General features: G+C 61.9%; 24 protein-coding genes. 16 read left to right on the top strand and 8 right to left on the bottom strand.

Features of this window, described 5'->3' with window-relative positions; genetic code table 11:
• Positions 1 to 98: 98 nt before the first annotated feature.
• On the bottom strand, positions 99 to 1085 hold the full coding sequence (locus FSY59_RS15080; protein ID WP_003060666.1) for a tripartite tricarboxylate transporter substrate binding protein: 987 nt from the start codon (positions 1083 to 1085) through the stop codon (positions 99 to 101).
• A gap of 202 nt (positions 1086 to 1287) precedes the next feature.
• Between FSY59_RS15080 and FSY59_RS15075 the strand changes: the two genes are divergently transcribed.
• Entirely contained in the window at positions 1288 to 2175 is an 888-nt protein-coding gene (locus tag FSY59_RS15075) for an IclR family transcriptional regulator (RefSeq protein ID WP_080731614.1), read from the top strand.
• Here FSY59_RS15075 and FSY59_RS15070 read toward each other — a convergent pair.
• Positions 2172 to 2999 carry an IclR family transcriptional regulator gene (locus FSY59_RS15070; protein ID WP_050872480.1) on the bottom strand — a complete coding sequence of 276 codons (828 nt, stop codon included), beginning with the start codon at positions 2997 to 2999 and terminating at the stop codon, positions 2172 to 2174. The two genes, FSY59_RS15075 and FSY59_RS15070, sit on opposite strands and share 4 nt — an antisense overlap.
• Positions 3000 to 3146: 147 nt before the next feature.
• Here FSY59_RS15070 and FSY59_RS15065 point away from each other — a divergent pair, with 147 nt between their 5' ends.
• The 5 genes from FSY59_RS15065 to FSY59_RS15045 all read left to right on the top strand — a co-directional run bounded on the left by FSY59_RS15065 (position 3147) and on the right by FSY59_RS15045 (position 8158).
• Entirely contained in the window at positions 3147 to 4103 is a 957-nt protein-coding gene (locus tag FSY59_RS15065) for an MBL fold metallo-hydrolase (RefSeq protein ID WP_043375621.1), read from the top strand.
• A gap of 254 nt (positions 4104 to 4357) precedes the next feature.
• Positions 4358 to 6037: an FAD-dependent oxidoreductase gene (locus tag FSY59_RS15060; RefSeq protein WP_029158540.1), complete on the top strand. Its 1680-nt coding sequence runs from the start codon at positions 4358 to 4360 to the stop codon at positions 6035 to 6037.
• Between the two features lie 37 nt (positions 6038 to 6074).
• Positions 6075 to 6341, top strand: a complete 267-nt coding sequence (locus FSY59_RS15055; RefSeq protein WP_003060675.1) for a DUF2783 domain-containing protein — start codon at positions 6075 to 6077, stop codon at positions 6339 to 6341.
• Positions 6342 to 6437: 96 nt separating this feature from the next.
• Complete coding sequence (locus tag FSY59_RS15050) at positions 6438 to 7412, top strand: tripartite tricarboxylate transporter substrate binding protein (RefSeq protein ID WP_003060677.1); 975 nt, start codon at positions 6438 to 6440, stop codon at positions 7410 to 7412.
• Positions 7413 to 7519: 107 nt separating this feature from the next.
• A complete protein-coding gene (locus tag FSY59_RS15045) occupies positions 7520 to 8158 on the top strand; it encodes a response regulator transcription factor (RefSeq protein ID WP_003060679.1) in 639 nt (212 codons plus the stop codon).
• Positions 8159 to 8284: 126 nt separating this feature from the next.
• On the opposite strand, the gene FSY59_RS15040 is transcribed toward FSY59_RS15045, so the two are convergent.
• The 4 genes from FSY59_RS15040 to FSY59_RS15025 form a co-directional block, all read right to left on the bottom strand.
• The gene (locus FSY59_RS15040; protein WP_148729230.1) at positions 8285 to 8686 is read right to left on the bottom strand and encodes a GFA family protein; all 402 of its coding nucleotides are present in this window, start codon (positions 8684 to 8686) and stop codon (positions 8285 to 8287) included.
• Between the two features lie 40 nt (positions 8687 to 8726).
• Positions 8727 to 9236: a hypothetical protein gene (locus FSY59_RS15035; protein ID WP_255439478.1), complete on the bottom strand. Its 510-nt coding sequence runs from the start codon at positions 9234 to 9236 to the stop codon at positions 8727 to 8729.
• A gap of 16 nt (positions 9237 to 9252) precedes the next feature.
• The gene (locus FSY59_RS15030) at positions 9253 to 9789 is read right to left on the bottom strand and encodes a DUF2867 domain-containing protein (protein WP_003060686.1); all 537 of its coding nucleotides are present in this window, start codon (positions 9787 to 9789) and stop codon (positions 9253 to 9255) included.
• Positions 9790 to 9967: 178 nt separating this feature from the next.
• Positions 9968 to 12631 carry a PAS-domain containing protein gene (locus tag FSY59_RS15025; RefSeq protein WP_019043158.1) on the bottom strand — a complete coding sequence of 888 codons (2664 nt, stop codon included), beginning with the start codon at positions 12629 to 12631 and terminating at the stop codon, positions 9968 to 9970.
• Between the two features lie 215 nt (positions 12632 to 12846).
• On the opposite strand from FSY59_RS15025, the gene FSY59_RS15020 reads away from it, so the two are divergent.
• On the top strand, positions 12847 to 14163 hold the full coding sequence (locus FSY59_RS15020; RefSeq protein ID WP_003060690.1) for a dicarboxylate/amino acid:cation symporter: 1317 nt from the start codon (positions 12847 to 12849) through the stop codon (positions 14161 to 14163).
• 114 nt (positions 14164 to 14277) lie between these two features.
• Here the strand turns inward: FSY59_RS15020 and FSY59_RS15015 are convergent, their stop codons facing one another.
• Both FSY59_RS15015 and FSY59_RS15010 read right to left on the bottom strand, forming a co-directional pair.
• Positions 14278 to 15096, bottom strand: a complete 819-nt coding sequence (locus FSY59_RS15015; RefSeq protein WP_148729228.1) for an RIO1 family regulatory kinase/ATPase — start codon at positions 15094 to 15096, stop codon at positions 14278 to 14280.
• A 68-nt stretch (positions 15097 to 15164) separates the two neighbouring features.
• The gene (locus FSY59_RS15010; RefSeq protein WP_003060694.1) at positions 15165 to 16913 is read right to left on the bottom strand and encodes an FMN-binding glutamate synthase family protein; all 1749 of its coding nucleotides are present in this window, start codon (positions 16911 to 16913) and stop codon (positions 15165 to 15167) included.
• A 194-nt stretch (positions 16914 to 17107) separates the two neighbouring features.
• Between FSY59_RS15010 and FSY59_RS15005 the strand changes: the two genes are divergently transcribed.
• The 9 genes from FSY59_RS15005 to FSY59_RS14965 all read left to right on the top strand — a co-directional run bounded on the left by FSY59_RS15005 (position 17108) and on the right by FSY59_RS14965 (position 25117).
• Positions 17108 to 17905 carry a YecA family protein gene (locus FSY59_RS15005; protein WP_148729260.1) on the top strand — a complete coding sequence of 266 codons (798 nt, stop codon included), beginning with the start codon at positions 17108 to 17110 and terminating at the stop codon, positions 17903 to 17905.
• A 188-nt stretch (positions 17906 to 18093) separates the two neighbouring features.
• A complete protein-coding gene (locus FSY59_RS15000) occupies positions 18094 to 18408 on the top strand; it encodes a helix-turn-helix domain-containing protein (RefSeq protein ID WP_003060697.1) in 315 nt (104 codons plus the stop codon).
• A 418-nt stretch (positions 18409 to 18826) separates the two neighbouring features.
• A complete protein-coding gene (locus FSY59_RS14995) occupies positions 18827 to 19006 on the top strand; it encodes a Flp family type IVb pilin (RefSeq protein ID WP_034373917.1) in 180 nt (59 codons plus the stop codon).
• Between the two features lie 4 nt (positions 19007 to 19010).
• Positions 19011 to 19484, top strand: a complete 474-nt coding sequence (locus FSY59_RS14990; RefSeq protein ID WP_050872491.1) for a prepilin peptidase — start codon at positions 19011 to 19013, stop codon at positions 19482 to 19484.
• A 20-nt stretch (positions 19485 to 19504) separates the two neighbouring features.
• Positions 19505 to 20011, top strand: coding sequence for a TadE/TadG family type IV pilus assembly protein (locus tag FSY59_RS14985; RefSeq protein WP_080990225.1), 507 nt, complete (start codon positions 19505 to 19507; stop codon positions 20009 to 20011).
• A 48-nt stretch (positions 20012 to 20059) separates the two neighbouring features.
• On the top strand, positions 20060 to 21049 hold the full coding sequence (gene cpaB / locus FSY59_RS14980) for a Flp pilus assembly protein CpaB (protein ID WP_148729227.1): 990 nt from the start codon (positions 20060 to 20062) through the stop codon (positions 21047 to 21049).
• A 3-nt stretch (positions 21050 to 21052) separates the two neighbouring features.
• On the top strand, positions 21053 to 22417 hold the full coding sequence (locus FSY59_RS14975; protein ID WP_148729226.1) for a type II and III secretion system protein family protein: 1365 nt from the start codon (positions 21053 to 21055) through the stop codon (positions 22415 to 22417).
• 28 nt (positions 22418 to 22445) lie between these two features.
• Complete coding sequence (locus FSY59_RS14970; RefSeq protein WP_255439477.1) at positions 22446 to 23786, top strand: histidine kinase; 1341 nt, start codon at positions 22446 to 22448, stop codon at positions 23784 to 23786.
• Positions 23783 to 25117 carry a CpaF family protein gene (locus FSY59_RS14965; protein WP_034373907.1) on the top strand — a complete coding sequence of 445 codons (1335 nt, stop codon included), beginning with the start codon at positions 23783 to 23785 and terminating at the stop codon, positions 25115 to 25117. The genes FSY59_RS14970 and FSY59_RS14965 overlap by 4 nt, the downstream gene beginning before the upstream one ends.
• Positions 25118 to 25131: the final 14 nt, after the last annotated feature.

The following is a 25131-nucleotide window of genomic DNA, read 5'->3' as shown; positions in this document are numbered from 1 at the left end:
AGAGTCGCCTCGCAGCTGGGGCTGCCCCAGCGAGGGCTGCCCCAGCGAGGCTGTCGTCCCCCATTGGGGGAAGGCGCGACGCGACTCAGGGGGCAGTCTCAGTCCAGCGTGATGTTCAGATCCTTGATGAGCTTTTGCCAGCGTGCGCTTTCGCTGTGGATCAGTGTCTGGAACTGCTCGGGCGTGTTGCCCACCGGCTCCACGCCAAAGTCGATGAGCTTTTGCTTGACCGCAGGCTCGTTGATGGCGGCGACCACCTGCTTGTTCAGCGCGGTGACGACCGTGGCCGGTGTCTTGGCCGGGGCCACCATGCCGACCAGGGCCGCGGCCTGCACGCCGGGCAGGCCCAGCTCGGCAAAGGTGGGCACATCGGGCAGCTGGGGCAGGCGCGTGGCATTGGCCACGGCCAGGGGGCGCACCTTGCCGCCCTTGATGAAGCCGGCGCCGGCGGCCAGGTCCACCATCATCACGGGAATCTGACCGCCCGCCACATCGGCCAGCGCCGGAGCCGCACCGCGATAGGGTGCATGGGCGAGCTTGAGGCCGGCCTCGGACTTCAGCAGTTCCATGGCCAGATGATGGGGACTGCCCGCACCGGCGGAGCCGTAGTTCACACCCTCGGTGCTGGCCTTGGCGGCAGCAATGAACTCCTTGGCGGTCTTAGCCTTCTCGGCGGGGCCGGCCACCAGAATCATGGGAAAGCGACCCATGAGCGTGACGGGCATGAGGTCCTTGCCGGGGTTGTAGCTCAGGCTCTTGTAGAGCACGGGATTGAAGATCAGCGTGCCGTTGTCGGCAGACAGCACGGTATAGCCGTCGGCCGGTGCGCGCGCGGTCTCCGAGGCGCCGATGGCCGTGTTGCCGCCCGGGCGGTTGTCCACGACGATGGGTTGATGGGCCTGGGCGCCCCATGCCTGGCCTATGGTGCGGGCCAGGAAGTCCGAGCCGCCGCCCGCGGCGTAGGGCACGATCCAGCGCACGCTCTTGCTGGGGAACTTGTCCTGGGCCATGGCGGTGCCGGGGACTGCGGCCAGCCAGAGCATGCTGGTGGCAAGAACAGAGGCGGTGAAGAGGCGTTTTTTCATTGAGGGTGTCTCCTGGTCTGTGGTGTTGTTTGCCTGCGGGTTAACCAAGCTTCACTCCGCCTGCGATTCCGTTTTAATACAGAAATTGTTTTGCGTAATTTTTATACGCATTGCGTAAATTAAGCCCAAGGGATTTCCATGACTTGAGTCACGAATTTGAATCAGAATGCCGGTCCAAGCCCTGCCATCAATCGCTACAGACATGAAAAAAGACAAGAGGACTGCGGACGCCGTGCTGCCGACCACCGCTGCGCAAGCGCCGCGCGCCACAAAGCTGCGCCAGCCTGGTGCTGCCGCAGAAGCCGCGGACGGGCGCGAGCGTCGTCAGCGTGTGCAGGCCGCCGAGACCTGTCTGGCCGTGCTCAAGGCGCTGGCCGGCCTGGGCGGGCGTGCCAGCCTCACGGCCATCGGTGCTGCCGTCGATGAAAGCCCGGCCAAGGTGCATCGCTATCTGGCCAGTCTCATGGCCGAAGGCCTGGTGGAGCAGGACCGTGGCGGCACCCAGTACGCGCTCGGACGCGAGGCCATCCATATCGGCCTGGCCGCGATGCGCCAGAACGATCCGGTGCGCATGGCCGAGCCGGCCCTGCAGCAGCTGCGCGAGTCACTGCAGGTCACGAGCTTTGTGGCGGTGATGGGCAATATGGGGCCCACCATCGTGCGTTTCGAGGAGCCCAGCCTGCCCATTACCGTCAATGTGCGCGTGGGTTCGGTCATGTCCATGCTGTGGTCGGCCACGGGGCGCGCATTCTTTGCCTTCATGGAGCCGCAGCCCGAAGTCGAGGTGCTGCTGGCGCGTGAGCTGGATGCCGCCAGCCCGGAGCATCGCCGTCTGCTGCATGCCAGCAAGCCCCTGGAGCAACTGCGCAGCGAGATTCGCGCAGCCGGCTGTGCAGCGATCCGCGATCTGAATCTGCCCGGCATCAGTGCCGTGGCTGCGCCCTTGTTCGACTACAACGGCCATGTGGTGGCCGTGCTCTGCGCGCTGGGTGCCAGCGGCGGCTTCGACCCCGATCCGCAGGGCAGGATTGCCCAGGCCGTGTGCGAGCAGGCACGCGCCATCAGCGCTTCGCTGGGCTACCGAGCCTAGGCCTCGGTCAGCGTAGCCGGGGCGCCCAGGCGCCGGGAAAGCGCACGCGCCTGGGCCTGCAGCTTGCGGGCCGGCAGACCGGCGGGGTCCAGCGTCAGCGTGACGGAAGGGCCGATGGCGGCAATCGCCAGCACCAGCTGGCCGAAGCCGTCGAACACCGGCACCGCCAGTGCGCTCACGCCCGACAGCAACTGGTTCTCGACCACGCTCAGGTGGTTGCGGCGGATGGCTTGCAACTCCTGCGCAAACGCCGGCTCGTCCAGGCTATGGCCTTCGGCCTGCAGCAGCGGTGCGATGCGGGCCGGCTCGCCAAAGGCCGCAAAAATCTTGCCTGTGGCGGTATGGCGCAGCGAGGCCGGCGTGCCGTGGCGCATGGCCACATAGACGTGGGTCGGGCCTTCCTCGACGCGGATGATGGTCGGCCCCTGGCCGCTCCACATGGACACCGACACGGTGTAGCCCACCTCCTGCGCCAGAGCAGGCAGCTCGGCAATCGCCATGCGAACGGGGTCGGCCTGTTGCAGGCTGATCAGCCCCATCTGGATGGCCAGCGGACCCAGGCCGTAGTGGCCGCTGACGCGATCCTGCTCCATCAGCCCCAGCTTGCAAAAGCTCACCAGATAGGGGTGGGCCTTGGCGGCCGTCATCTCGGCCTCGCGCGCCAGATCCTTGAGCGCCATGCGCCGGCCCGTGCGCGCCAGCACCTTGAGCAGCTGGCCGCCTACCTCCACGCTCTGTATGCCGCGCGGTGCGCGTGTGGGCTCGTCGTCACAGGAGTCGAGTGGGAAGCGGGCGTCGGTCGAAGAGGTGTTGGCGTGAGGCATGACGGCATTGTGACGGGGGAACCGCGACTGAAAATCCTCCAGGGTTTTTCACTATGACAAATCAATTGTGCAATGTTGAATTTGTATCTAGCATTCAGAAATTCGATAAAGATGAATGCATTTGTTTAAAACAAAGAGACTGCAACGATGAGCACCAAGACCTTTGCCTCCGCCGCCGACCTCGAAGTCAAGAAGGTGAGCTTCGACAAGCTCTCCGAACATGCCTATGCCTATACGGCCGAGGGTGACCCCAACACCGGCATCATCATCGGCGACGATGCCGTGATGGTCATCGACACCCAGGCCACGCCCGTCATGGCCGAGGACGTGATCCGCCGCATCCGCGAGGTCACGGACAAGCCCATCAAATACGTCACGCTGTCGCATTACCACGCGGTGCGCGTGCTGGGTGCCTCGGCCTACGGCGCCGAGCACATCATTGCCAGCCAGGACACCTACGACCTCATCGTCGAGCGCGGCGAGCAGGACAAGGCCAGCGAGATCGGGCGCTTTCCGCGCCTGTTCCAGAACGTCGAGAGCGTGCCCGAGGGCATGACCTGGCCGACCATGACCTTCACCGGCAAGATGACGCTGTGGCTGGGCAAGCTCGAGGTGCAGATCCTGCAGCTGGGCCGTGGCCACACCAAGGGCGATACCGTGGTCTGGCTGCCACAGGAGAAGGTGCTGTTCAGCGGCGATCTGGTCGAGTTCGATGCCACGCCCTATGCCGGCGATGCCTATTTCCAGGACTGGCCGCAGACGCTGGATGCCATTGCCGCGCTCCAGCCCGAAAAGCTGGTGCCCGGCCGCGGTGCGGCACTGCAGAACGCGGCCGAAGTGCAGGCCGGCCTGGCGGGCACGCGCAATTTCATCAGCGACCTGTGGGCCGAGGTCAAGGCCGGCGCCGATGCGCGCCAGGACCTGCGCAAGGTCTACGAGGCAGCCTTTGCCAAGTTGCAGCCCAAATACGGCCATTGGGTGATCTTCAACCACTGCATGCCGTTCGACGTGACGCGCGCCTATGACGAGGCATCGGGCCATGCCGACCCGCGCATCTGGACCGCCGAGCGCGACCGCGAGATGTGGCTGGCGCTGGAAGGCTAGTCATCCCCGGGCCGCCCGGCTGGCAGTCTCCAGCACTTAGTGCGGCGGTCTACGGAAAATCTTTCAAAAATAGGAGCTGCTTTCGCTTTGAATACAAGGAATTCAAGTTGAAAAGATTTTGAATTCCCTGACTGACAAGCGGTAGTAGCTATCAAAAAAATAGAGTTTAGATCCGGCTGCGAAGAGCCGGAGGGGTGGCTTTTGCCCCAAAGAACAGATCCACGCTTTTCAAGGTTTGCGCACCGATGAACGCCATGTCCACCCCAGCCATTGCCCCTGAGGCCCTGCGCGGCAGCGCCGCCGACATTCAGTCCATCCAGATTCCCTATCGGCGACATGCGGACCAGGATGCCGATGCGCCGGCTCGCCACCCCGTGGTCGTCGTCGGCGCCGGGCCTGTGGGCCTGTCTCTGGCCATCGATCTGGCGCAGCGCGGCCAGCCGGTGGTGGTGCTCGACAACGACTGCAAGCTGTCCACAGGCTCGCGCGCCATCTGTTTTTCCAAGCGTACGCTGGAGATCTGGGATCGCCTGGGCGTGGGCCAGTCCATGGTGGACAAGGGCGTGTCCTGGAATCTGGGCAAGGTGTTTGCCAGGGATCGGTCGCTCTACCAGTTCGATCTGCTGCCCGAAGCCGGCCACGAGCGCCCGGCCTTCATCAATCTGCAGCAGTACTACGCCGAAGCCTATCTGGTCGAGCGCGCACTGCAGCTGCCGCTGATCGATCTGCGCTGGCACAACAAGGTCACGGCGCTGGCGCCGCGCGCCGATGGTGCGCTGCTGACAGTGGAAACGCCCGAGGGCGAGTATCGGATCGATGCCCAGTGGGTGCTGGCCTGCGACGGCTCGCGCTCGCCCTTGCGTGGCCTGCTGGGTCAGGAAAGCCATGGCCGCATCTTCCGCGACCGCTTTCTGATTGCCGATGTGAAGATGCATGCGGATTTCCCGACCGAGCGCTGGTTCTGGTTCGATCCGCCGTTTCATCCGGGTCAGAGCGTGCTGCTGCACCGCCAGCCCGACGATGTCTGGCGCATCGACTTCCAGCTGGGCTGGGAGGCCGATCCCGAGGAGGAGAAAAAGCCCGAGAACATCCTGCCGCGCATCCGCGCATTGCTGGGCAAGGATGCGGACTTCGAGCTCGAATGGGCCAGCGTCTACACCTTTGCCTGCCTGCGCATGGACCGCTTTGTCCACGGTCGCGTGGTCTTCGCGGGCGACAGCGCGCATGGCGTCTCGCCCTTTGGCGCACGCGGCGCCAACAGCGGCGTCCAGGATGCCGAAAACCTGGCCTGGAAGCTCGACCGCGTGCTGCGCGGCCAGGCCGATGCTGCGCTGATCTCGACCTACGGCGCCGAGCGCGAATACGCGGCCGACGAGAACATCCGCAACTCGACGCGCGCCACCGACTTCATCACGCCAAAGAGCGAGATCAGTCGTCTGTTTCGCGATGCGGCGCTGGAGCTGGCGCGCGAGCATGAGTTTGCGCGTCGCATCGTCAACAGCGGGCGTCTGTCGGTGCCGGCCACGCTGCATCATTCATCACTCAACACGCCGGACAGCGAGGTCTTCGAAGGCTCGCAACTGCCCGGCGCCGTGCTCAGCGATGCGCCCATGCGCCGCCCCGGCGACAGCCAGACCACATGGCTGCTGCGCGCCCTGGGCCCGGACTTCACGCTGCTGCATTTTGGCCCCACGCCGGCATGGGCACACGGACTTGGCGGCGTACTCAATCTCTCGATAGCCGCCGAGGGCGATGCAGGGGCCGCGCAAGCCGATCTGCTGGATGTGCAGGGTCTGGCCGCACAGCGTCTGGATGCGCGCACCGGCACCAGTTACCTGCTGCGCCCCGACCAGCATGTCTGCGCGCGCTGGCGTCGTCCCGACGAGGCTGCCGTGCGTGCTGCGTTGCTGCAAGCCAGCGGCGCCTTGCAATGAAATACCCCAGAGGATTCCCCTTTTTTAGGAGACTGCCATGCTGCTTTCCACCCACCCGAATCTGCAGGCCTGCGACGATTTCTATGAAGCCCTGATCGCCACGCATCAGGGCCTTGAAACCGCGCAAAGCCATGCCCTCAATGCCCGCCTGGTGCTGCTGCTGGCCAATCACATTGGCCATCAGAAGACCTTGCTGCATGCGCTCGAACTGGCCCGCGCCAGCGCAGGATTCGCTCCTGCCGGCGCGGACGCGGCCGAGCGCGGTGCCGTGACACCGGTTGCCCCGGTACACGCTGCCGTTTGAGAAGCAGCGCGCCGCCGCTCTGGCGGCAGCTGCGCCATCCCCTAAAGGCCCCGTCACCAAAATCTATTCCAGGGGCCATGAATCAAGGAGACAAGGATGATGCAACGCAAACAGTTTCTGGCCGCACTGGCCTGCTCGACGCTGGCCTGGGCTGCAGGGCCGGCCGCCATGGCCCAGGAAAAGCCTCTGGAGTGGGTCATCGGCTATGCCGCAGGCGGGGGCTCCGACGTGGTGGCCCGCGTGATTGCGGAATCCATGGGCCGCAATCTGGAGCGGCCCATCGTCATCAACAACAAGCCCGGTGCCGGCACCAATATCGCGGCCGAGTACAGCGCGCGCTCGCATGACTATGGCAACCTGATGTTCACGGCCGACTTCGCCACGCTGGCGGCCAACCCGTTTCTGTTCCGCAAGCTCAACTACAACGCCGAGAAAGACTTCAAGCCCGTGGGCATGCTGGTGCGCTTTCCCATGCTGCTGGTGGTCAACAACGATGTGCCGGTCAGCAATCTGACCGAGTTTGTCGCCTGGGCCAAGCAGCAGAAGGCTGGCGTGAGCTGGGGCTCGGCCGGACTGGGCAGCCCCCATCACCTGGTCGGTGAGTTGTTCCGCGAAGAAGTGGGCCTGGGCAATATGACCCATGTTCCCTATCGCGGTGCAGCGCCCGCAGTGCAGGATGTGATCGGCGGCCAGATTCCCGCCATGTGGGCCGACAGCGCAACCATTGTTCCCTTCCTCGGCGAGAAAAAGCTCAAGGCCATAGGCGTGGCCAGCCCGGCCCGCATCGATGTGCTGCCCAAGGTTGCCACCTTGCAGGAGCAAGGCCTCAAGGGCTTTGAAGGCTATGCCTGGCAGGGCATTGTCGTGCCCAAGGGCAGCTCGGCCGAGGTGGTCAAGAAGTTCAGCCAGTCGCTGCAGTTTGCACTGGCCGACACGCGCACCAAGGCTCGTCTGGCAGCCATGGGGGTCGAGCCCATGCCCGGCAGCTCCGAGCAGATGGAGAAATTCGTCAGCACCGAGCGCAGCAAATGGGGGCGCGTGATCACGACCAACAACATCAAGCTCGATTGAGATACGGACTCAATGAGTCGGAGCCTGGATGACGGACAGGCACGGGCGCTGCGGGATATGCGTTTTTGCAGATGCAGCGCCGTGCCAGCCGTGGCAGACTGCGGCCCATGTCCGAGCCCACTCTTCTCGTTGCCGACGATCACCCGCTGTTTCGCGCAGCGTTGATCCAGGTGCTGCACGACCGCTTCCCGCAATCCCGCATTGTGGAGGCGGCCAGCGCCCAGACCCTGGGCGCTGCGATGCAGGAGCACCCCGAGATCGAGCTGGTGCTGCTGGATCTGGCCATGCCCGGCGCACGGGGCTTTTCGTCGCTGCTGCATCTGCGTGGCGAATATGCGCAGGTGCCGGTGATCATCATCTCGTCCAACGACGATCCGCGCATCATCCGCCGCGCCCAGCAGTTCGGGGCGGCGGGCTTTATCTCCAAGTCTGCGGCTGCAGACGATATGAGTGCCGCGATTGACGACGTGCTCAACGGGGATATCAGCTTCCCGTCCATGGTGGCCGAGCGCTCCGAGGCCGATGCGGCCCTGGCCGCTCGTCTGGCCCAGCTCACGCCCCAGCAGTTTCGCGTGCTGCTGTGCATTGCCGACGGGCTGCTCAACAAGCAGATCGCGCACGAACTGGGTCTGGCCGAGAACACGGTCAAGGTCCATGTGACGGCGATCCTCAAGAAGCTCGAATGCTATTCACGCACTCAGGCGGCCGTGCTGGTCAAGAGCCTGGAAAACGATCACGAGGTTTGATTGCCCTGGTGCCTCAAGAGTCATCTGTCTTGATGGCTTGCTGCGCTTTGCTGGTCATGGATTGAGGCCTTCTTGACCTCATTTCTGTGCAGCTTGCAGCTGCATGCCGTCTTCGCAGTTCGATGGCTACAAGTGCGCGAAAAACTCCGGCGTCGCGTCCCAGCGATCGTGCATGCCATCGACATACGTGACGGGAATTCGCGAAAGCTCCTCCTCCGACAGCTCTTCCAGGCAACCGATATTGATGCCGTACATCTGGCCTATCGGCGTGTCGTGGCCCACACCAAAGACGCGGATGCCGCAGCGCCTGCAGAAGAAATGGTGGTTCTTTTGCGAGCCAAACACATAGAGGGTGAGTTCCTTCTCACCCGTAATAAGGCGGAAATTTTCGGGGCTGGCGATGGCGGGCCAGAACCGGCTGCGCCTGCAGATGGAGCAGTTGCAGCGATAGCTGGGCTGGCTCAGGTCCAGGCCGACTTCAACCTGAACCCGGCTGCAATGGCAGCTGGCACGATAGGACTTCAGCATCTGGCGACCCCCTGTGTTGAGACGGGCTGCCATCGTGATGTCAGCCTTGATCGAAGCTTAGATAGTTCAGATGCTCCTGGCTACGCCAGACCGCACACCATGCGTTGATATCGCTGCCGTGGGAGAAAAAGATCTCCCAGCGATGATCGACCTTGTCCTGAAAAACCCGTCTCGCCGCATTGATGAAGCGATGACAATGGACATGGAGCTGGCCTTCGGCATCTTGTGCATCGATCAGCCAGCGGAAATCCTCTTGCCAGTCGGCGTCGCACGATACGTCATGCACGGATTTCAGACGCAGCCTGCTGACCACATCGGGCCAATGAGCGAGATCGATCCGGCAGCGCACAGCCAGGCGGTCGTCAATGCCGCTGCCTCCGGCATAAAAGCCCAGCACATACTGCAAGTCTTCTGCTGCAGGCGCAAAGCCGATCAGATTGGCAATGAGCGACACGGGCTTTTCCACGCACATGTCTTTGCTGCTGTGTCGATGAGCCAGGCTGTCGTAGTCGCGCATGTCTTCTGCAACCGTCCAGGGAAGAGCAGGCATGCAGAGGCGAGTCTCCTCATGCAGCATGGGTTTGTCCTCCCAGGGAGGACAGAACGGCAGGAGCGATCAGCCTGTGCATGGGTTTGACGGGCAGCATGTAGAGGCGCCCCAGTGTGTTCTTGACATGCACAACGGTGGTGACGGTGATGATGGCTTCACGGGAGCTGATGTCGTTCTGGCGATGGATGCTGAGCACGACACTCAGGTGCTTGTCGTCGTCGCCGATCAGGGCTTCATCAAAGGTGTTCTCGAATACCGTGAAGATACCGACCCGATCGCCCAATCGGTAGCTGGCTGCTGTCTTGCCAGGCGTCAAGGCCGACAGGCTGCCCAGATCCTTGAGCCCCACCAGGCCGCCAGCCAGATTGCGCGCGCGCATACAGGCTTCTATCCAGCGCGGCGTTTTGCGCGCGGCGAGCAGGAAGTGGTCCAGCGCCGAAAGGGCGGTTGCGTCCGAGGCGATGCTCCAGGAGTCGTGAAAGCTGGCCCCGGCCAGTCGTTCGGCGATGCGGCTGCCGGGCGGAACAGCGGATTCAACGGGATGATGGTTCATGCGGTCTGGCCTGAGTGGCGTGAGCTGCGGGCCGGAAATACCGCAGAGGCTGCAGCAGCATATCGAAGAATCCGCCGCTCGGCTTGCGCAGCCACGGCGTGCAGAGGGGCGCTCTTCCTGAGTTCATAGCGAGAGTGCAATGCGCTGAAATCGCCGCCGCTGGAAACGACTTTGTTTCTCAGGTGCTGCCGCCTTCTCGTCCGCGCAAAAAGGTCTGGCTCATCAGCGCTCGCAGCGCCGGCGGTCTTACCGGTTTGGCGAGAAAGCCCCAGCCGCGTTCGGCTGCCTGGCGGCGCAGGGTGCTGTCACCTTCTGCGGTCAGCAGGATGACGGGAGGCTGCCGGCCCCAGCGTTCGCAGAGCTGGGCGTAGACATCGGGGCCGTAAAGCTGGCCCAGGTGCACATCGAGCAGCACCAGTTGCGGGGCATTGCCGGGCGCGGCATAGGCCAGGGCTTCGGGGGCGTTGGCGGCCAGCGGCACATCGCAGCCCCAGCGTTCCAGCAAGGCACAGGTGGCGTCGCGGGTGGCGGGATCGTCCTCCACATACCAGACAGTGCCGCCCTGCAGCGGGCTGTCCACGCGAGTGCTGGGAGAAGGCTCCTGGGAGACCGGTGTCAATGCTGCGGCCTGGCCCAGAGGAACCTTGACCCAGAAGACGCTTCCCTTGCCCAGGGTGGAGCGCAGGCCGATCTCATGGTCCAGCAATCTGCCCAGGCGCTCCACGATGGCCAGGCCCAGGCCGGTGCCGCGGTCGTCGGCATGGCCTTCGTCGAGGCGGCGGAACTCCTCGAAGATTTCCTTTTGCAGGCTCTGGGGAATGCCCGGCCCCTGGTCATGCACCTCGATACGCACCTGGTCGCCCTGGCGGCGACAGCCCACGACAATGCGGCCCTTGCGCGTGTAGCGGATGGCGTTGGAGACAAAGTTCTGCAGTATGCGACGCAGCAAGGCCTCATCGCTGCGCACGATCAGCCGGCTGGGCATGCAGTGCAGGCTCAGGCCCTCGTTCCCGGCCTGCAGCGCAAAATTGTTGTGCACCACTTCCAGCAAGGAACTGAGCGCGAAATCCCGCACACGGACTTCGAGCTGGCCCGATTCCATGCGCGAGATATCGAGCAGGCTGGTGAGGATGGCGTCCTGCGAGGCCAGGGCCTTGTCCACCCGCTGGGCCAGCTGGCGGCCCGCATCATCGTGCAGATAGGTGGGCAGCAGGCTGGTGAAGATGCGCGCCGCATTCAGCGGCTGCAGCAGGTCATGCACGGCCGAGGCAACAAAGCGGGTCTTGTAGCGATTGGCGCGCTCGGCTTCCTGTTTGGCCTTGGCCAGGTCCCGGGTGCGATCGGCAATGCGCTTTTCCAGCGTGTCGGCCAGATTGCGCAGCTCGCGCGCCGTGTTCTTGTAGCTGGTGATGTCGGCGTAGCTGGTGACAAAGCCGCCGTCGGGCAGGGGGTTGCCGCGGATCTCCAGCACCGTGCCGTCTCCCTTGGCGCTTTCGTGCAGATGGGGGCTGCCGCTGCGCAGGTGTTCCAGGCGGCGCTGTATGGCTTGCTCCACATTGCCCTTGCCCAGCAGGCCGCGCCTGGCGTTGTGGCGTATCAGGGCCTCGATGGGCTGGCCGACATGCATCAGCTCTGGCGGGTAGCGGAACAGCTCCACATAGCGCGAGTTCCAGGCCACCAGCCGCAGTTGCGGGTCCACCACCACCACGCCTTGCGGCAGATGCTGCAGGCTGCGCGAAAGTCCGGTATCGGCTTGCTTGGCGGCCTGGACAATGCCGTCCTGTGCGGTGCGCAGCTCCTGTGCATGCTGGTGCAGCACGGCCTCCAGTTCCTTGCGGCTGCGCTGTCTCAGGGCGGCCAGGCGCTGGCGCTGGCGGATATAGAGCACCAGCAGCGATGCGGCCAGCCACAGGCCGCCAGCGGCCACTGCCGCCCAGTGGCTGGCTGTCTGGCTATGGACGATGTCGTGCAGCAGGTGTAGCTGCCATTGGCTTTCGGGGAGCTCCATGCGCAGCCAGAGCATGGGGTCGACCAGTGGAGGCTGGCTGAAATGGGCCAGCATGCCGATGCCGGCAGGCTGGTGGCTGGTGCGGTAGCCGAGCGGCATCAGGGCCTGGCCCGCGTATTGGTGGGTTTCCCGCACCTCCCGCTCGTCGCTGGCGGACAGCGGCTCCAGCAGGCGGTAGCGCCATTCGTCGCGATTGGAAAGAAAGACCACGCCATGCTCGTCCGAGGCGAAGACGATGTCGGGCGACTGACTCCACTCGCCTTCGAGTTCCTGAAACAGGATCTTGATGGCGATGAGTCCAAGCACCGAGCCGTCTTCATCATGGATGGCCTGGGAAAGAAAGTAGCCGGGCAGCCCGGTGGTCATGCCTATGCCGTAGAAGCGGCCGCTGCCCTGGCTCAGCGCCTGGGTCACATAGGGGCGAAAGCTGTAGTCCTCGCCCACGTTGCTGTGCGAGTCGCGCCAGTTGCTGGCGGCCAGGGCCTTGCCGCTTTTGTCGATGAGAGTCAGCGTGGAGGCTCGGCTGGCGCCGTTGGCCTGCTCCAGCTTGTGGTTGAGCCTGTCTACCTCGGCGGCGCTGAGCGGGTGGCTGAGCGCGCTCTTGAGTTCGGCATCGAGTGCCAGCACCTCGGGCAGGGTGCGGTAGCGATCCACGCGCTGCACCATGGCCTGGGCATAGAGCGTGAGCTGGCGCTGCACGCTCTCGCTTTCATCATGCAAAGAGGTCTGCAGCGCGACGCGACTGGCCGCCCACATGCTCAGCAGCATGCCGCTGAGCACGATGACAAGGGTCAGAAAGAGTCGGTTTCGGGCAAGGTTTCGCGCAAGACGCATGACGAGGTTGGGTGATCAAGGAGCCCAGTGTGGCTGTGGAGCAGGTTCAGTGCGGATTCTGAGGCCTAGGGATTTCCCTAAGTTGGTGCATGCTCTCCCAGGGAGCGCGTACCGACCTAATACCAATGGGTTATCGGCACAAAAAGGGCGCAGGAGTACAAACGGCAGCAATTCGGCGCACCACGGTGGTGCGCCCGCAATTTTGGAGATGCAGCGTGCACACTCTGCCCACAGAATCCGCTCCGCGCGAGCACTTGCCGTTCTACCGTCAGCTCTACTTCCAGGTGGTGTTCGCCATCATCGTGGGCGTGCTGCTGGGGCACTTCGAACCCGCCTATGGCGAGGCTATGAAGCCCTTCGGCGATGCCTTCATCAAGCTCATCAAGATGATCATCGCGCCGGTGATCTTCCTGACCATCGTCACCGGCATTGCCAGCATGACGCACCTGAGCGCCGTGGGCCGTGTGTTCGGCAAGGCCATGGCGTACTTCCTGACCTTCTCCACACTGGCGCTGGTCGTGGGCCTGATCGTGGCCAATGTCATGCAGCCCGGTGCCGGCATGCACATCAACCCCGCCGATCTGGACCAGACGGCCGTCAAGGGCTATGTGGCGAAGTCGCACGAAATGACGCTGACCGGCTTCGTGATGGACATCATCCCCAAGACGCTGATCAGCCCGTTTGTGGGTGACAACATCCTGCAGGTGCTGCTGGTGGCGGTGCTGTTCGGCGTGTCCCTGGCCATGGTCGGCGAGGCCGGCAAGCCCGTGCTGAACTTCTTTGAAGCCCTGACCAAGCCCGTGTTCAAGCTGGTCAACATCGTGATGAAGTTCGCCCCCATCGGTGCGTTTGGCGCCATGGCCTTCACCATCGGCAAGTTCGGCCTGGGCTCGCTGGTCAACCTAGCCGAGCTGGTGCTGACCTTCTACATCACCTCGGCCCTGTTCGTGCTGGTGATCCTGGGGGCGGTGGCGCGCTTTTGCGGCTTCTCCGTGATCAAGCTGATCAAGTACCTCAAGGACGAGCTGCTGCTGGTGCTGGGTACATCGTCTTCCGAGTCGGCCCTGCCTTCGCTGATGCACAAGATGGAAAAGGCCGGCTGCAGCAAGTCCGTCGTCGGTCTGGTCGTGCCTACCGGCTACTCCTTCAACCTGGACGGCACCAATATCTACATGACGCTGGCTGCGCTGTTCATTGCCCAGGCGACCGATACCCATCTGACCCTGGGCCACCAGATCGCGCTGCTGCTGGTTGCCATGCTGTCGTCCAAGGGCGCGGCGGGCGTGACGGGTGCTGGCTTCATCACCCTGGCAGCGACCCTGGCCGTGGTGCCCGAGGTGCCCGTGGCCGGCATGGCACTGATTCTGGGTGTGGACCGCTTCATGTCCGAATGCCGTTCCCTGACCAACTTCATAGGTAACGCCGTCGCCACCGTGGTGGTTTCCAAGTGGGAAAACGCGCTGGATCACGAAAAGCTGGATGCGGCGCTGGCTGGCAAGGAAGCAAACGAGGCGGTGTCCGCTCACGCCTGAGCGAGCCCAGGCCCCATGAAAAAAGCCCCGACCATCAGGTCGGGGCTTTTTTCATGGGTTTCAGACTTCAGGCCCTGCCGGGGAAGGTGCTGGTAGCTATCGCTTTTATGGCATTCAAGCGGAGAGTGAGGTCGCTGTCAGCAAGTCATGGGCCGCCAGCACGCGCAAGGTGTCGCGCCCCAGGCGCTTGCTGCGGGGCAGAAAGCGCACCCAGCTCAGTTTGTTGACGGTGCGCTCCAGTACCTGGCGGGCCTCGGCGGGCAGTTGCTGCACAAACTGCTGCCAGGCCTTCCGGGCCGGCTCCAGCGCACCTGCCTGTTGCAGAAACAGCGCCGTGGACTGGGCGTAGTTGAGTGCATCGCGCGCTATGCAGACGGCTCGCGGCAAATGTGCGGCAGGGTCGTCTTCAAAGTCGATGAAGCCTATGACTCCGTCGGCGCAGACCACCATATTGCGCGCCACGGCCTGGCTCAGCACCTCGCCGCAGGCATGCGCCTGCTGTATGGCCTCCAGGCCTTTTAGCCAGAGCTCCAGTGTGGGCTGTGCGCCCCGAGCAATCGCTTCTTCGATGGCATTGCTCAGCGATGGAGCCTCTTCGCCCGGGCGCCCCAGGTGACGCATCACAAAGGCCTGATCGGTCGTAGCCAGCACCTGCGGCACGCGCAGCCCCTTGGCCTTGAAACTGCGCAGGCGGCGCACCTCGGTTTGCAGGGACTCGGTCCCGCCGGGGTTGGGCACGGGCTGCAGCACGGCGGCGCTGAACAGCCTGGCCAGCGTGCTCAGCAGCCAGTAGTTGAGGGCCGGGTTGCCCTTGTTGGCGTGCTTGACCCAAAGGGTTTCATGCGCGAGTTCATAGCGCATGATGCTGTGAGGCTGGTCCAGATGCTCGTGCAGAAATGCCTGGTAATCAATGGCGGTCTGCGCAGAGGGCATCTGCTCTGGGGCGGAAATATCCTGAGATGGCACGGCGTGGGGTCTGTCGGGCGCGGGGCTCTGGCTTCTCAGGTCCAGATGCCGTTGCGCTGGGGAAAAGCTTGCGATTGTGCCGCGTTGTCGGCACTGCCCGCAGCAGATGGGCGCAACACGGGCTCATGCAGAGGCTGAAAGCTCCGGGCCGTGGCCAGCGGCCAGTAGTTCTGGAAGACCTTGTGCTGGCGCTCCAGGCTCTTGAGCAGGCAGCCCGGCTCCACGCGCAGTATCAGATTGGACAGCAGGCTGACCTGGGTGTCGTCCAGCCGGCGCACGATGTGGTGGGCCGTGATCTCGTTGGGATGCCTGAGACCGGCGGCCTGCACCAGCTCCTGCAGCGCATGCAGGGTATTGCGATGAAAGTTGGCCACGCGTGTGGCCTTGTCGGGCACGACCAGCGCCTGCTGGCGCACGGCATCTTGCGTGGTGACGCCCGTGGGACAGGTGCCGGTGTGGCAGCTCTGGGCCTGGATGCAGCCCAGCGCCATCATGAAGCCGCGACCCGAGTTGCACCAGTCGGCCCCCAGGGCCATCATGCGCGCGATGTCGAAGGCCGTGATGACCTTGCCGGCCGCGCCGATCTTGATGCGCTGGCGCAGGTTCACGCCCAGCAAGGTGTTGTGCACCAGCAGCAGGCCTTCCTGCAGCGGCACGCCCACATGGTCGACGAATTCCACGGGAGCTGCACCCGTGCCGCCCTCGGCCCCGTCGACGACGATGAAGTCGGGCGTGATATTGGTTTCCAGCATGGCCTTGACCATGGCAAACCATTCCCAGGGATGACCGACACAGAACTTGAAGCCCGTGGGCTTGCCGCCTGAAAGACGACGCAGCCTGGCGATGAACTGCATCAGCTCCACAGGGGTGGAGAACGCGCTGTGGCTGGACGGTGAAATACAGTCCACGCCAATCGGTATGCCGCGTGCTGCTGCAATTTCGGGAGTGACCTTGGCGCCGGGAAGCATGCCGCCATGACCGGGCTTGGCGCCCTGGCTGAGCTTGATCTCTATCATCTTGACTTGCGGGTCGGTGGCGTTGGCAACGAATCTTTCTTCGCTGAACGTGCCGTCCGCATTGCGGCAGCCGAAGTAGCCCGAAGCCACCTCCCAGATCAGATCGCCGCCATGCATGCGGTGGTACTGGCTGATCGAGCCTTCGCCCGTATCGTGGATGAAGCCGCCCATCTTTGCGCCCTGGTTGAGCGCCTGGATGGCATTGCCCGAAAGCGCGCCAAAGCTCATGGCAGAGATATTGAAGACGCTGGCGTGATAGGGGCGGGTGCAGGGCTCCACCCCTTCGGCTGGTTGCTCCTGCGTGCCGCCAATCCAGAGACGAAAGTCATGCGAGCTGAGCTTGGTGGGTTGCAGGGAATGATTGACCCACTCATAGCCCTGCTGACTGACATCGAGCTGGGTGCCGAATGGCCGGTTGTCGACCTGGCCCTTGGCACGCTGATAGACCAGCGAGCGCTGGGCACGAGAGAAAGGCTGGGCCTCGGTATCGCCTTCGATGAAGTACTGGCGGATCTCGGGGCGTATGAATTCGAAGATGAAGCGCAAATGGCCCATGACGGGGTAGTTGCGCAAGATCGCATGCTGTTTCTGCAGCAGATCCCAGATGCCCAGCAGTACCAGCAGGGTCGACGCAATCAGCCACCCAAGTCCCTTGCCTGCCGTCGTCAGCATGTAGAGCGAGATAGCCAGCACGAGCGCAGAAATGAAGAGGGCGCCATAGCGCAGGGGCAGACTGTTGAAGAAGCGATGCACTGCAGATACTCCCATGGCAGGGGGTGTTGATGGCGGCCCGCTAAAATTCAGCCTGTACGGGGGCATCCGTCCTGGATGCTTTCTCCCCTTGATCCATCTCCCGGCCCTGCACTTCGATAGTTATGAAACGGTCCGGGCCATCATAAAAGCCTTTCCCTATGCAAGAACAAGCACCTAACTCCGCAGCAGAAGACGCGGCCCTCGCCGACATGCCCGAGGGCGCACTGAGCAATGATCAGCTCGAAGAGCTGGACGCGCTGCTCGACGAGCTGCGCACCCGTGGCGAGGAAATTCCCCAGTGGGAATTCTGTGACGGTTTCCTGACCGCTCTGGTCTGCACACGCCGCCCCATTGCCGCTGCCGAATACATGCCCATGCTGCTGGGCGATGGCGAAGCCCTGCAAGTGGCCGAAGGCCAGCCGCTGCCCAAGCTGGAAGCCTTCAAGGACGAGGCCCAGCAGGCACGCTTCATGGAGTTGTTCGAGCTGCGCCTGGCCGAAGTGCGCGAGCAGCTCGATGCCGACATCAAGTCGCTGGCCGATGACGCGGCCTTCCAGCCCGAGGCGCTGGACACGCGTGGCGCCATCGCCATCCTGCCCGAAGCCGAACAGGCCGAACTGGCCGGCGAAGAAGTGCCGTCGTTCTCGCAAGTGTGGGCACTGGGCTTTATGTTCGTGGTGGAAAACTGGGCCGACGAATGGGCGGCGCCCCGCGACAAGGACGCGGCCCAGTTGCTGGACGCGGCCATGGAGTTCATCGTCAACCTGACCGAAGACGACACGGACGAGCCGGCTCTGAACCTGTATGACGAAGCAGGCCCTGCCTCGACCAGCCAGGAGCGTGTGGATGCCTTTGGCGAAGCCATCTGGGCCGTGTATGACCTGTACCGTCTGTGGAAGAGCATGGGCCCACGCCAGGAAACCATCGTCAAGGGCGAGCAACCCGGCCGTAACGACCCTTGCCCCTGCGGTAGCGGCAAGAAGTTCAAGAAGTGCCACGGGGCTTGACCAGAGCGGCCCCCTGAGGCCCTTTGCAGGGCCGCAGCGTCCCCTGCAGTGCGGCCTTTGCTGGCTGCTTCCGGGTTTCGCTGCTGCGATGCAGAGGCTTTCTATAAAGCGTCTCGGTTGTGGCTCAAACATAAAGGCTGCGTGATATTTGCGCAGCCATTGGCGTGTAGTGTGAGTTAGTGGGATAGATGACGCATTTAGGTGAGCGCATACGCGCCCGGCGACAGGCGCTGGGTTTGAGTCAGGGTCGGCTGGCGCAGATGGCGGATGTCACTGCATCCGCCATTTCGCAGATCGAGTCGGGAGCCATTCGCACTCTCAAGAACGATACCCTGGCAAGACTGGCTATCGCCCTGCAGACCACGGCACTGGAGTTGATGGCCGGTCTGCATTCCGAAACCCTGTCTCTTCCAAATGATGAACAGCGCTTGCTCGACTGCTATAGAAAACTGCAGCCGCCGTTGCAGGACATCGCTCTCAAACTGATAAAAGCTCTGCAGTGATTCCCGAGTCGCTGTATTGAGCGATCTCTTTTGTTTCAAAAAGGCCTGTTAAATACAGGCCTTTTTGTTTTTTCATTTAAGAACAAGGGTTAACCCGATTATTAAATGTAGGATGATATCCAATAGCCTGTAGGAAATGAATGAAGATTGCGTAGATTGAACCGGAAGCCACACGTGAGGGATTCGTCGGAAAAATTACAGATGATCTCTTTAATCCTGTGAAGTGATTGTTTTTATTGGATTTTTTGGTGCGGGAGTGCTTGCTTACCTGACGGTTGAAATTGCTGAGAGCTATGCTGCATATTTGTTGATAGCTATTTCAAATATTTCAAGATGTTTCTTGCTTCGTAAGATGGACTCCGCGGTGGTCGAAAACAGCCACAGCGATCTACAAACCTGATTGTTGAAGGAGCTAGTCATGAAAGACCAAATCATCAAATTCTGGCGTGATGAAGAAGGTGCAACTGCGATTGAGTATGCGCTGATTGCTGGCCTGATTGCTGTTGGATTGGCGTTGGCGTTGACTAATCTGGGCAAGGAATTGTCAGACTTTTTCGGACGCATTGGAACAAAACTGAAGGGAATCACCATTGCATAAAGCAATGTGGGGATATCTTTTTATATTGTTCTTGGTTGCTTCTGGGATCTTCGATTTCAGACATAGGATGGTTCCCAACTGGTTGGTTTTCTGTGGTTTGATAACATCAATTTTCATTTTTGTTTTTGACCATGAAAATCAACCATTTGGGGTAAGTTGGCTCAATGGTTTGATTTCTTCGGTTTCAATATTTTTATTTTTCCTATTATTTTATTTTATGGGCCTCATGGGGGCGGGAGATGTGAAATTTTCTGCGGCTCTGGGGGCTTGGGTCGGCTGGGAGTTGCTGTTTTTGAGCTGGGCTTTGAGTTGTGCGTTTGCACTGGCTCATGGGCTGATTGTTCGAAGTGATCTGAGATATTTATTTTTCCCTGCAATAAAGTTGGAGGACGGTTCAACTGATAGGGGAAAGCGGTTTATCCCCTATGTGACTTATCTGTCGCTGGCAACAGTCATCGTGTTGGTGATGATCAAATAGCGTAAGCAGAAAGGAGGGGTATGTACTTGAGAAATCAAAAAGGTGCAGTGGCAATTGAATTTGCACTCCTCTTTCCTATTTTTTTCTTGATTTTCTATGCCATAGTTACTTATGGACTGATTTTTACTGCTCAGCAGACATTGACGTTGGCTGCCGCAGAAGGTGCCAGAGCCGCAGTGCGATATCCGGCTCAGGTTCCAGCCAACACCTCCTTAATCAGTGCGCGTAAGAGCGCCGCCTGTGCAATGACCAATGGTGCTTTGGAATGGTTGAGAAACATGGGTACCGGCTTGGGGGGAACCTCGTGCATTGACAGCCCGACGGGTGATGCGGCCGGTATCTATGTCTCATCAGGAGATTGCGTGGGGGGCTCAGTGGGGGCTGGAATTTCCTGCATCAATGTTCGTATTAACTACAACTATGCAGCTTCACCTTTGATTCCAAAGTTGTTGGGGCCTGTGCTGAGCTTGCCGACTCCAGACATATTGAGGGGCGGTGCAGTGGCTCAAGTAAGTTTGCTGGATTGATGAATTGAAAAGCTCTGTCAACGATGCAGGGTAATAAGAGGGGTGGTTATGGTGAATGTCGCAAAGATCGCGGTTGGGGTTCTGCTGGCGGTGGCATTGGCTCTGGGCATTTATGGGTGGATGCTCGCCAAAACACCGCCAGCATCAGACCCTCAGGCTCAAAACTCATCCAGCGACGTCAAGTCCAGTGCCAATGTGAGTGTGGTGATGGCAGCGCAGGCCATTCCAGCGGGGCAGGCGCTCAAGGTCGAGGATCTGCAGATCTCGCAGTTGCCGGCCCTACCCGATGGCGCCTACAGCGACATTCAGGCAGCTGTTGGCTCCGTACCTGCGGTGGACATACCCAAGGGCGCCCCCGTACTGCAAGGGCAAATGGTGACCGGACTGGCGCTCAAGTTGTCGGAGGGTGAGCGTGCAGTCGCGGTCAAGGTCGATGAAAGCATCGGCGCCGGCAATCGCATCAAGCCCGGCGACTTTGTTGATGTGTTCTTTGCGCTGCGCCGCGATGCCAATGAAATCGATCAGAGCCAGGCGCGTTTGCTGCTTTCGCGCAAGCGTGTGCTGGCCTATGGCGCGGCATCGGTGGAGGCGCTGACCTCGACGGACAAAGTCGATGGCAAGCAGGCCAATGGCTCCGACAGCGCGCGCACTGCTGTGCTTGCCGTGCCGGTGGCCGAGGTCAGTCAGTTGCTGCTGGGCGGCTCCAATGGCAGCCTGCTGCTGGCACTGCGCAACCCCACGGATATGACCGAGCCGGATAGGGAGAAGTTTGCTCCGCTGCCTGGAGTATTGGCCGTCGCCATGACCAAGGGATCTGTTGCCGCTCCGTTGGAAGGTGCTGACGCAGCGCAGGCCGGTGTGGCCATGAGCAGCCTGGCCGGCTCCGCAGGCACTTCGGCAGCGCGCACGACTGCGGCCAGGCCCATGACCGCTGGTGTCGCCAAGCCTGCCGTGCCGCGCACGCGCACCGCATCTGCAGATTCTTCCCTGCCCGTTGAATTCGTGCGTGGAGCCAACTCCCAAACCGTGCGGTACTGAGCTATGAATAACAAGACCTTTTGGATCTCGCCCCGCACCCCGTCAATGAAGCCGCTGTATCTGCTTTGCGGCCTATCCTTGGGTGCCGTCACTGTCCCGGCCCTTGCGCAGCAAGTGCCCAATGCAGGCGAAAGCAGAGCGCAGCAAGCGACAGCAGCCAGAGAAATCAAGCTCGTGATGGGCGCGCAGCATGAGCTGGACCTGCCCGGCGGTGTGGAGCGCATTGCCATCGGCGACGACACGATCGCCGCTGTGCATATCAAGCGTGCGGGCAAGGGGGCTGCTGCCAAGATCTTGCTGAGCCCGCTCAAGCCCGGCAACACATCGTTCATGGTCTGGCCACGCGGTGAAGCGCAGGCGCAGAGCTATATGCTCAATGTGCAGCAACGCGTGGAACTGCGCACGGCCAAGGCCTCCAGCCTGATAGAGCAGCAGTTTGCCGGTGAGCTGGCGAACGCGCAGTCCGCCGACAAGGCCAAGACCGTCGATCTCTCCAGCGTCCAGCTCAAGAGCAATGTGGTGCAGGTCGATGTCAAGGTGGTCGAGTTCAACAAGACCCAGATGAAAAAGGTCGGCCTCAATCTATTCAGCACGTCCCCCAATAGCTCGGGCTTCAGCTTTGGCATTTTTGGACGTGGTTCTTATGGCATCAGCGGGGGGAGTTCCACGACGGGCGCAACCGCCAATCCCTTGACTCAGGCCTTCAACTTGCTGATGCAATTCGACAAGGCCGGAATCGGTGTCAATATCGGCATGCTCGAAGGCAATAATCTGGCGCGGGTGCTGGCGGCTCCGACCCTGGTGGCCTTGTCCGGCCAAAGCGCCAACTTTCTGTCGGGCGGAGAAGTGCCGGTTCCCGTGCCTGCGGGCACGGGCATGGTGGCCATTCAGTACAAGCCCTACGGCATTGGCTTGACGGTCTCCCCTACGGTGTTGTCCAACGATCGCATCGTGCTCAAGGTGGCGCCGGAAGCCAGTGAACTGGACTACGCCAACACCATTGTCCTGAACAGTGCGACCGTCCCCTCGATTACCACGCGTCGTGCAGATACCACGGTGGAGCTTGGCGACGGCGAAAGCTTTGTGATTGGCGGCCTGGTCAGCCGCAACACCACATCAGGCACCGACAAAGTTCCTTTGCTGGGCGATATCCCGATTCTGGGCGTGCTGTTCAAGCGTCAGGAGTTTCAGCAAAAGGAGAGCGAGCTGGCGATTGTGGTGACGCCGCGCCTTGTCAAACCGCTGGCCCGCGATGTGAATGTGGAGCCGTTGCTGCCCGGGCGCACCGAGCAGCGTGATCCTGCGGTGTGGGGTCCATGGGTGGCGGGTGGTCTCTCGTCCAGCGTGGCGCCGGGCTTCTCGCGCTGAGTGCCAGAGTCGAGACATGAATATGCGCATGGACTCATCCCAGCTCAATACCACGCAGCCAGGGGCTGTGCGTGGCAATGCACGCGTGGTGCTGGTGACGCAGTCTTCGTCACACGCTTTCTGGCTGGCGAGTGCTTTGGGCAGCGATGCGGAAGTGATACCGGTGGCGGGCGATCTGGCAACGCTTCACGCTGCGATTTCGGCGCCAGGGCTTGGCGTGGTGGTGGTGGATTTCTCGGCTCCCATGACGGAGGCTGCCATCGCCCTGGTCAGCGACCTGCGCGCCAGTTTCCCCGGGGTGGTGATCATGGGATCCGGCTCTGCTGCCGAGCCCGCTTCCATGCGTGCGGCCCTGCGCTGTGGCGTGGCTGAATTCATTGACTGGGATGCGACCGAAGCCGAGGCCAATGCGGCCATCAGGCATCAGCTGCATGCACGCAATCTGCAGCCTGCCGCAGTGGCACTTGCGCCAGAGACCAAAGGTTTTGCCCTGCCTTTGTTGGGGGCCCGTGTCGGTATGGGAGTAACCACGCTGGCGGTGCATCTGGCCGCGATGTTTCAGGAAATGCATGGCCATGGCGTGGGCAGCGTCAAAAACAAAAAGCAGCCAGTTCGGCCCTTCGGCGCTAGCCAGTTACCGCAGGAGGAGGCTGCGAATGCAGCTTTGCTGGATCTGGGTTTGCCAGCGCGCGATGGTTTGCTGTATCTGGGCATCGCGGGTGACTTCAACTTTGTGGATGCGGTTCAGAACACGCGCCGTCTGGATGCGACGCTGATCAACTCGGCGTTTGCCAAGCACTCCACGGGCACGGTGACCCTGGCCTGGCCATCCGATCTGGGCATGCTGCGCGATGTCAGCCCCGCAGCTGCAGCGGGCGTGGTCAGCACGCTCAAGAGCCTGCTTGGGGTGCAGGTGATCGATATGGGCGGCATGGTGCAGGCGGATTTTCTGGCGCCTTTGCTTCGCGAAAGCGGTCAGGGATGGGTGGTCTGCGATCAGTCTTTGGGCGGCATAGTGTCCACCGCACAGCTGCTCAAGGAGCTGGACGCCAAGGGTGTGGAGCGCAGCACCCTCAAGCTGGTTCTCAACCGCTTCAATCCCCAAGCCGGCCTGCCCGCCAAAGAGGTCGCGCAGCGCCTTGGCCTGGAGCTGCTGCACGTGATTCCGGACCGGTCCACGGCTTTGCTCAGTGCTGCCAGCTGCGGTCAGCTGTTGTCGCAAGCGCAGCGCGGCGATCCCTATGTAACCTGCATCAGAAGCATGGTACGTGTATTGCAGGGTGAAGCAATGATGGCTGACAAGGCTGTGGCGGTACCAGTGGCGGGCGTTCTGGGTCAATGGGCCAAGCGATTGAGGAGAGGCGAATGAGCATGGACATTGTTTTCGCCGAAAAAAGCAGTCATTTTTCGGACTCCAAGCAGCTGCTGCTGATCAAGAACGTCGCACACGAGCATTTGCTCACGCGTGTGGAGGAACTGGGTGCGGTGTTTGCCAAATGGTCCGCCAGCCGTGTGCGCCAGTTTGTGCACCAGGAGCTGGAGCAGTTTGTGCGCCAGCAGCGCTTTCCCGTCAACGACGAGGAAGTGCAATGGATTGCGCAGGCCCTGAACAAGGAGCTGTCGGGGCTGGGGCCGCTGGATGACCTGATGGCTGACCCAGAGGTTGAGGACATTCTGATCAACGGCTATCAGCGTGTCTTTGTCTCGCGAAAGGGCATTTTGCAGCAGGAGGCGCTGCACTTCACCGACAACGCCCATGTGCTGCGCATCGTGCGCCGCATCATCTCCCCGCTGGGCCGGCGCCTTGATGAATCCACGCCCATGGTCGATGCGCGCTTGCCGGACGGCGGCCGTATCAATGTGGTGATAGAGCCGCTGTCGCTGGACGGGCCGGCGGTTTCGATACGCAAGTTTCGCAATGATCCGCTGCGGGTTCAGGATCTGGTCGATTTCGGCACCATGGACGAAGGCATGGCGCGCCTGCTGGAGCTGGCGGTGCGTGAGCGCTGCAATATTCTCATCAGCGGCGGCACCAGCTGCGGCAAGACCTCCATGCTCAATGCGATTGCGGGCTTCATCCCCGGCAATGAGCGGGTGGTGACGATTGAAGATACGGCCGAGCTGACGCTGCCTCATCCGCATGTGGTGCGCATGGAAAGCCGTCCTGGCGGCTTTGAGGGGGCGGGAGTGGTCTCCATTCGGGACCTACTGCGCAACAGCTTGCGCATGCGCCCGGATCGCATTGTGGTGGGCGAGGTGCGCGGCGCGGAAGTGCTGGAGATGCTACAGGCCATGAATACCGGTCACGACGGCTCCATGGCCACGATTCACGCCAGCTCTCCTCGGGAGTGTCTGCACCGCATGGAGATGCTTGCGGGCTTTGCGGGCTTTCAGGGCAGCGAGGTCAGCCTGCGCCGCCAGATTGCCAATGCACTCGATTTCATCGTGCAGATAAGCCGCCTGCCCAATGGCAAGCGGCGCATCACATCGATCACCGAAGTCACGGGCATCATCGATAGCGTGATTGCCACCCAGGAGCTCTATCGGCACGAGTTGCTGCCGCAACCCGACGGTGAGGATCTGGAGCGGTGGACCACGCTGGGCATGGTGCCGCATACGCCCAAGCTGGCGCGCTATCGCGCGGTGCTGCAGCATGCGGGAAATAATGGTGGCAACCTTGCGGGGCTGCGTCATGGCTAGCCATGCATTCTTAC

Origin of the sequence: Comamonas sp. Z3 (assembly GCF_008121565.1) — a bacterium.
GTDB lineage: Bacteria > Pseudomonadota > Gammaproteobacteria > Burkholderiales > Burkholderiaceae_C > Comamonas > Comamonas brasiliensis.
This window is presented reverse-complemented; position numbering and strand designations above follow the sequence as displayed.

Coding starts and splice junctions, on each gene's coding strand:
- FSY59_RS15080 (WP_003060666.1), bottom strand. CDS start 1,085: ATGAAAAAACGCCTCTTCACCGCCTCTGTTCTTGCCACCAGCATGCTC.
- FSY59_RS15075 (WP_080731614.1), top strand. CDS start 1,288: ATGAAAAAAGACAAGAGGACTGCGGACGCCGTGCTGCCGACCACCGCT.
- FSY59_RS15070 (WP_050872480.1), bottom strand. CDS start 2,999: ATGCCTCACGCCAACACCTCTTCGACCGACGCCCGCTTCCCACTCGAC.
- FSY59_RS15065 (WP_043375621.1), top strand. CDS start 3,147: ATGAGCACCAAGACCTTTGCCTCCGCCGCCGACCTCGAAGTCAAGAAG.
- FSY59_RS15060 (WP_029158540.1), top strand. CDS start 4,358: ATGTCCACCCCAGCCATTGCCCCTGAGGCCCTGCGCGGCAGCGCCGCC.
- FSY59_RS15055 (WP_003060675.1), top strand. CDS start 6,075: ATGCTGCTTTCCACCCACCCGAATCTGCAGGCCTGCGACGATTTCTAT.
- FSY59_RS15050 (WP_003060677.1), top strand. CDS start 6,438: ATGATGCAACGCAAACAGTTTCTGGCCGCACTGGCCTGCTCGACGCTG.
- FSY59_RS15045 (WP_003060679.1), top strand. CDS start 7,520: ATGTCCGAGCCCACTCTTCTCGTTGCCGACGATCACCCGCTGTTTCGC.
- FSY59_RS15040 (WP_148729230.1), bottom strand. CDS start 8,686: ATGCTGAAGTCCTATCGTGCCAGCTGCCATTGCAGCCGGGTTCAGGTT.
- FSY59_RS15035 (WP_255439478.1), bottom strand. CDS start 9,236: ATGCCTGCTCTTCCCTGGACGGTTGCAGAAGACATGCGCGACTACGAC.
- FSY59_RS15030 (WP_003060686.1), bottom strand. CDS start 9,789: ATGAACCATCATCCCGTTGAATCCGCTGTTCCGCCCGGCAGCCGCATC.
- FSY59_RS15025 (WP_019043158.1), bottom strand. CDS start 12,631: ATGCGTCTTGCGCGAAACCTTGCCCGAAACCGACTCTTTCTGACCCTT.
- FSY59_RS15015 (WP_148729228.1), bottom strand. CDS start 15,096: ATGCCCTCTGCGCAGACCGCCATTGATTACCAGGCATTTCTGCACGAG.
- FSY59_RS15010 (WP_003060694.1), bottom strand. CDS start 16,913: ATGGGAGTATCTGCAGTGCATCGCTTCTTCAACAGTCTGCCCCTGCGC.
- FSY59_RS15005 (WP_148729260.1), top strand. CDS start 17,108: ATGCCCGAGGGCGCACTGAGCAATGATCAGCTCGAAGAGCTGGACGCG.
- FSY59_RS15000 (WP_003060697.1), top strand. CDS start 18,094: ATGACGCATTTAGGTGAGCGCATACGCGCCCGGCGACAGGCGCTGGGT.
- FSY59_RS14995 (WP_034373917.1), top strand. CDS start 18,827: ATGAAAGACCAAATCATCAAATTCTGGCGTGATGAAGAAGGTGCAACT.
- FSY59_RS14990 (WP_050872491.1), top strand. CDS start 19,011: ATGTGGGGATATCTTTTTATATTGTTCTTGGTTGCTTCTGGGATCTTC.
- FSY59_RS14985 (WP_080990225.1), top strand. CDS start 19,505: ATGTACTTGAGAAATCAAAAAGGTGCAGTGGCAATTGAATTTGCACTC.
- cpaB (WP_148729227.1), top strand. CDS start 20,060: ATGGTGAATGTCGCAAAGATCGCGGTTGGGGTTCTGCTGGCGGTGGCA.
- FSY59_RS14975 (WP_148729226.1), top strand. CDS start 21,053: ATGAATAACAAGACCTTTTGGATCTCGCCCCGCACCCCGTCAATGAAG.
- FSY59_RS14970 (WP_255439477.1), top strand. CDS start 22,446: ATGGACTCATCCCAGCTCAATACCACGCAGCCAGGGGCTGTGCGTGGC.
- FSY59_RS14965 (WP_034373907.1), top strand. CDS start 23,783: ATGAGCATGGACATTGTTTTCGCCGAAAAAAGCAGTCATTTTTCGGAC.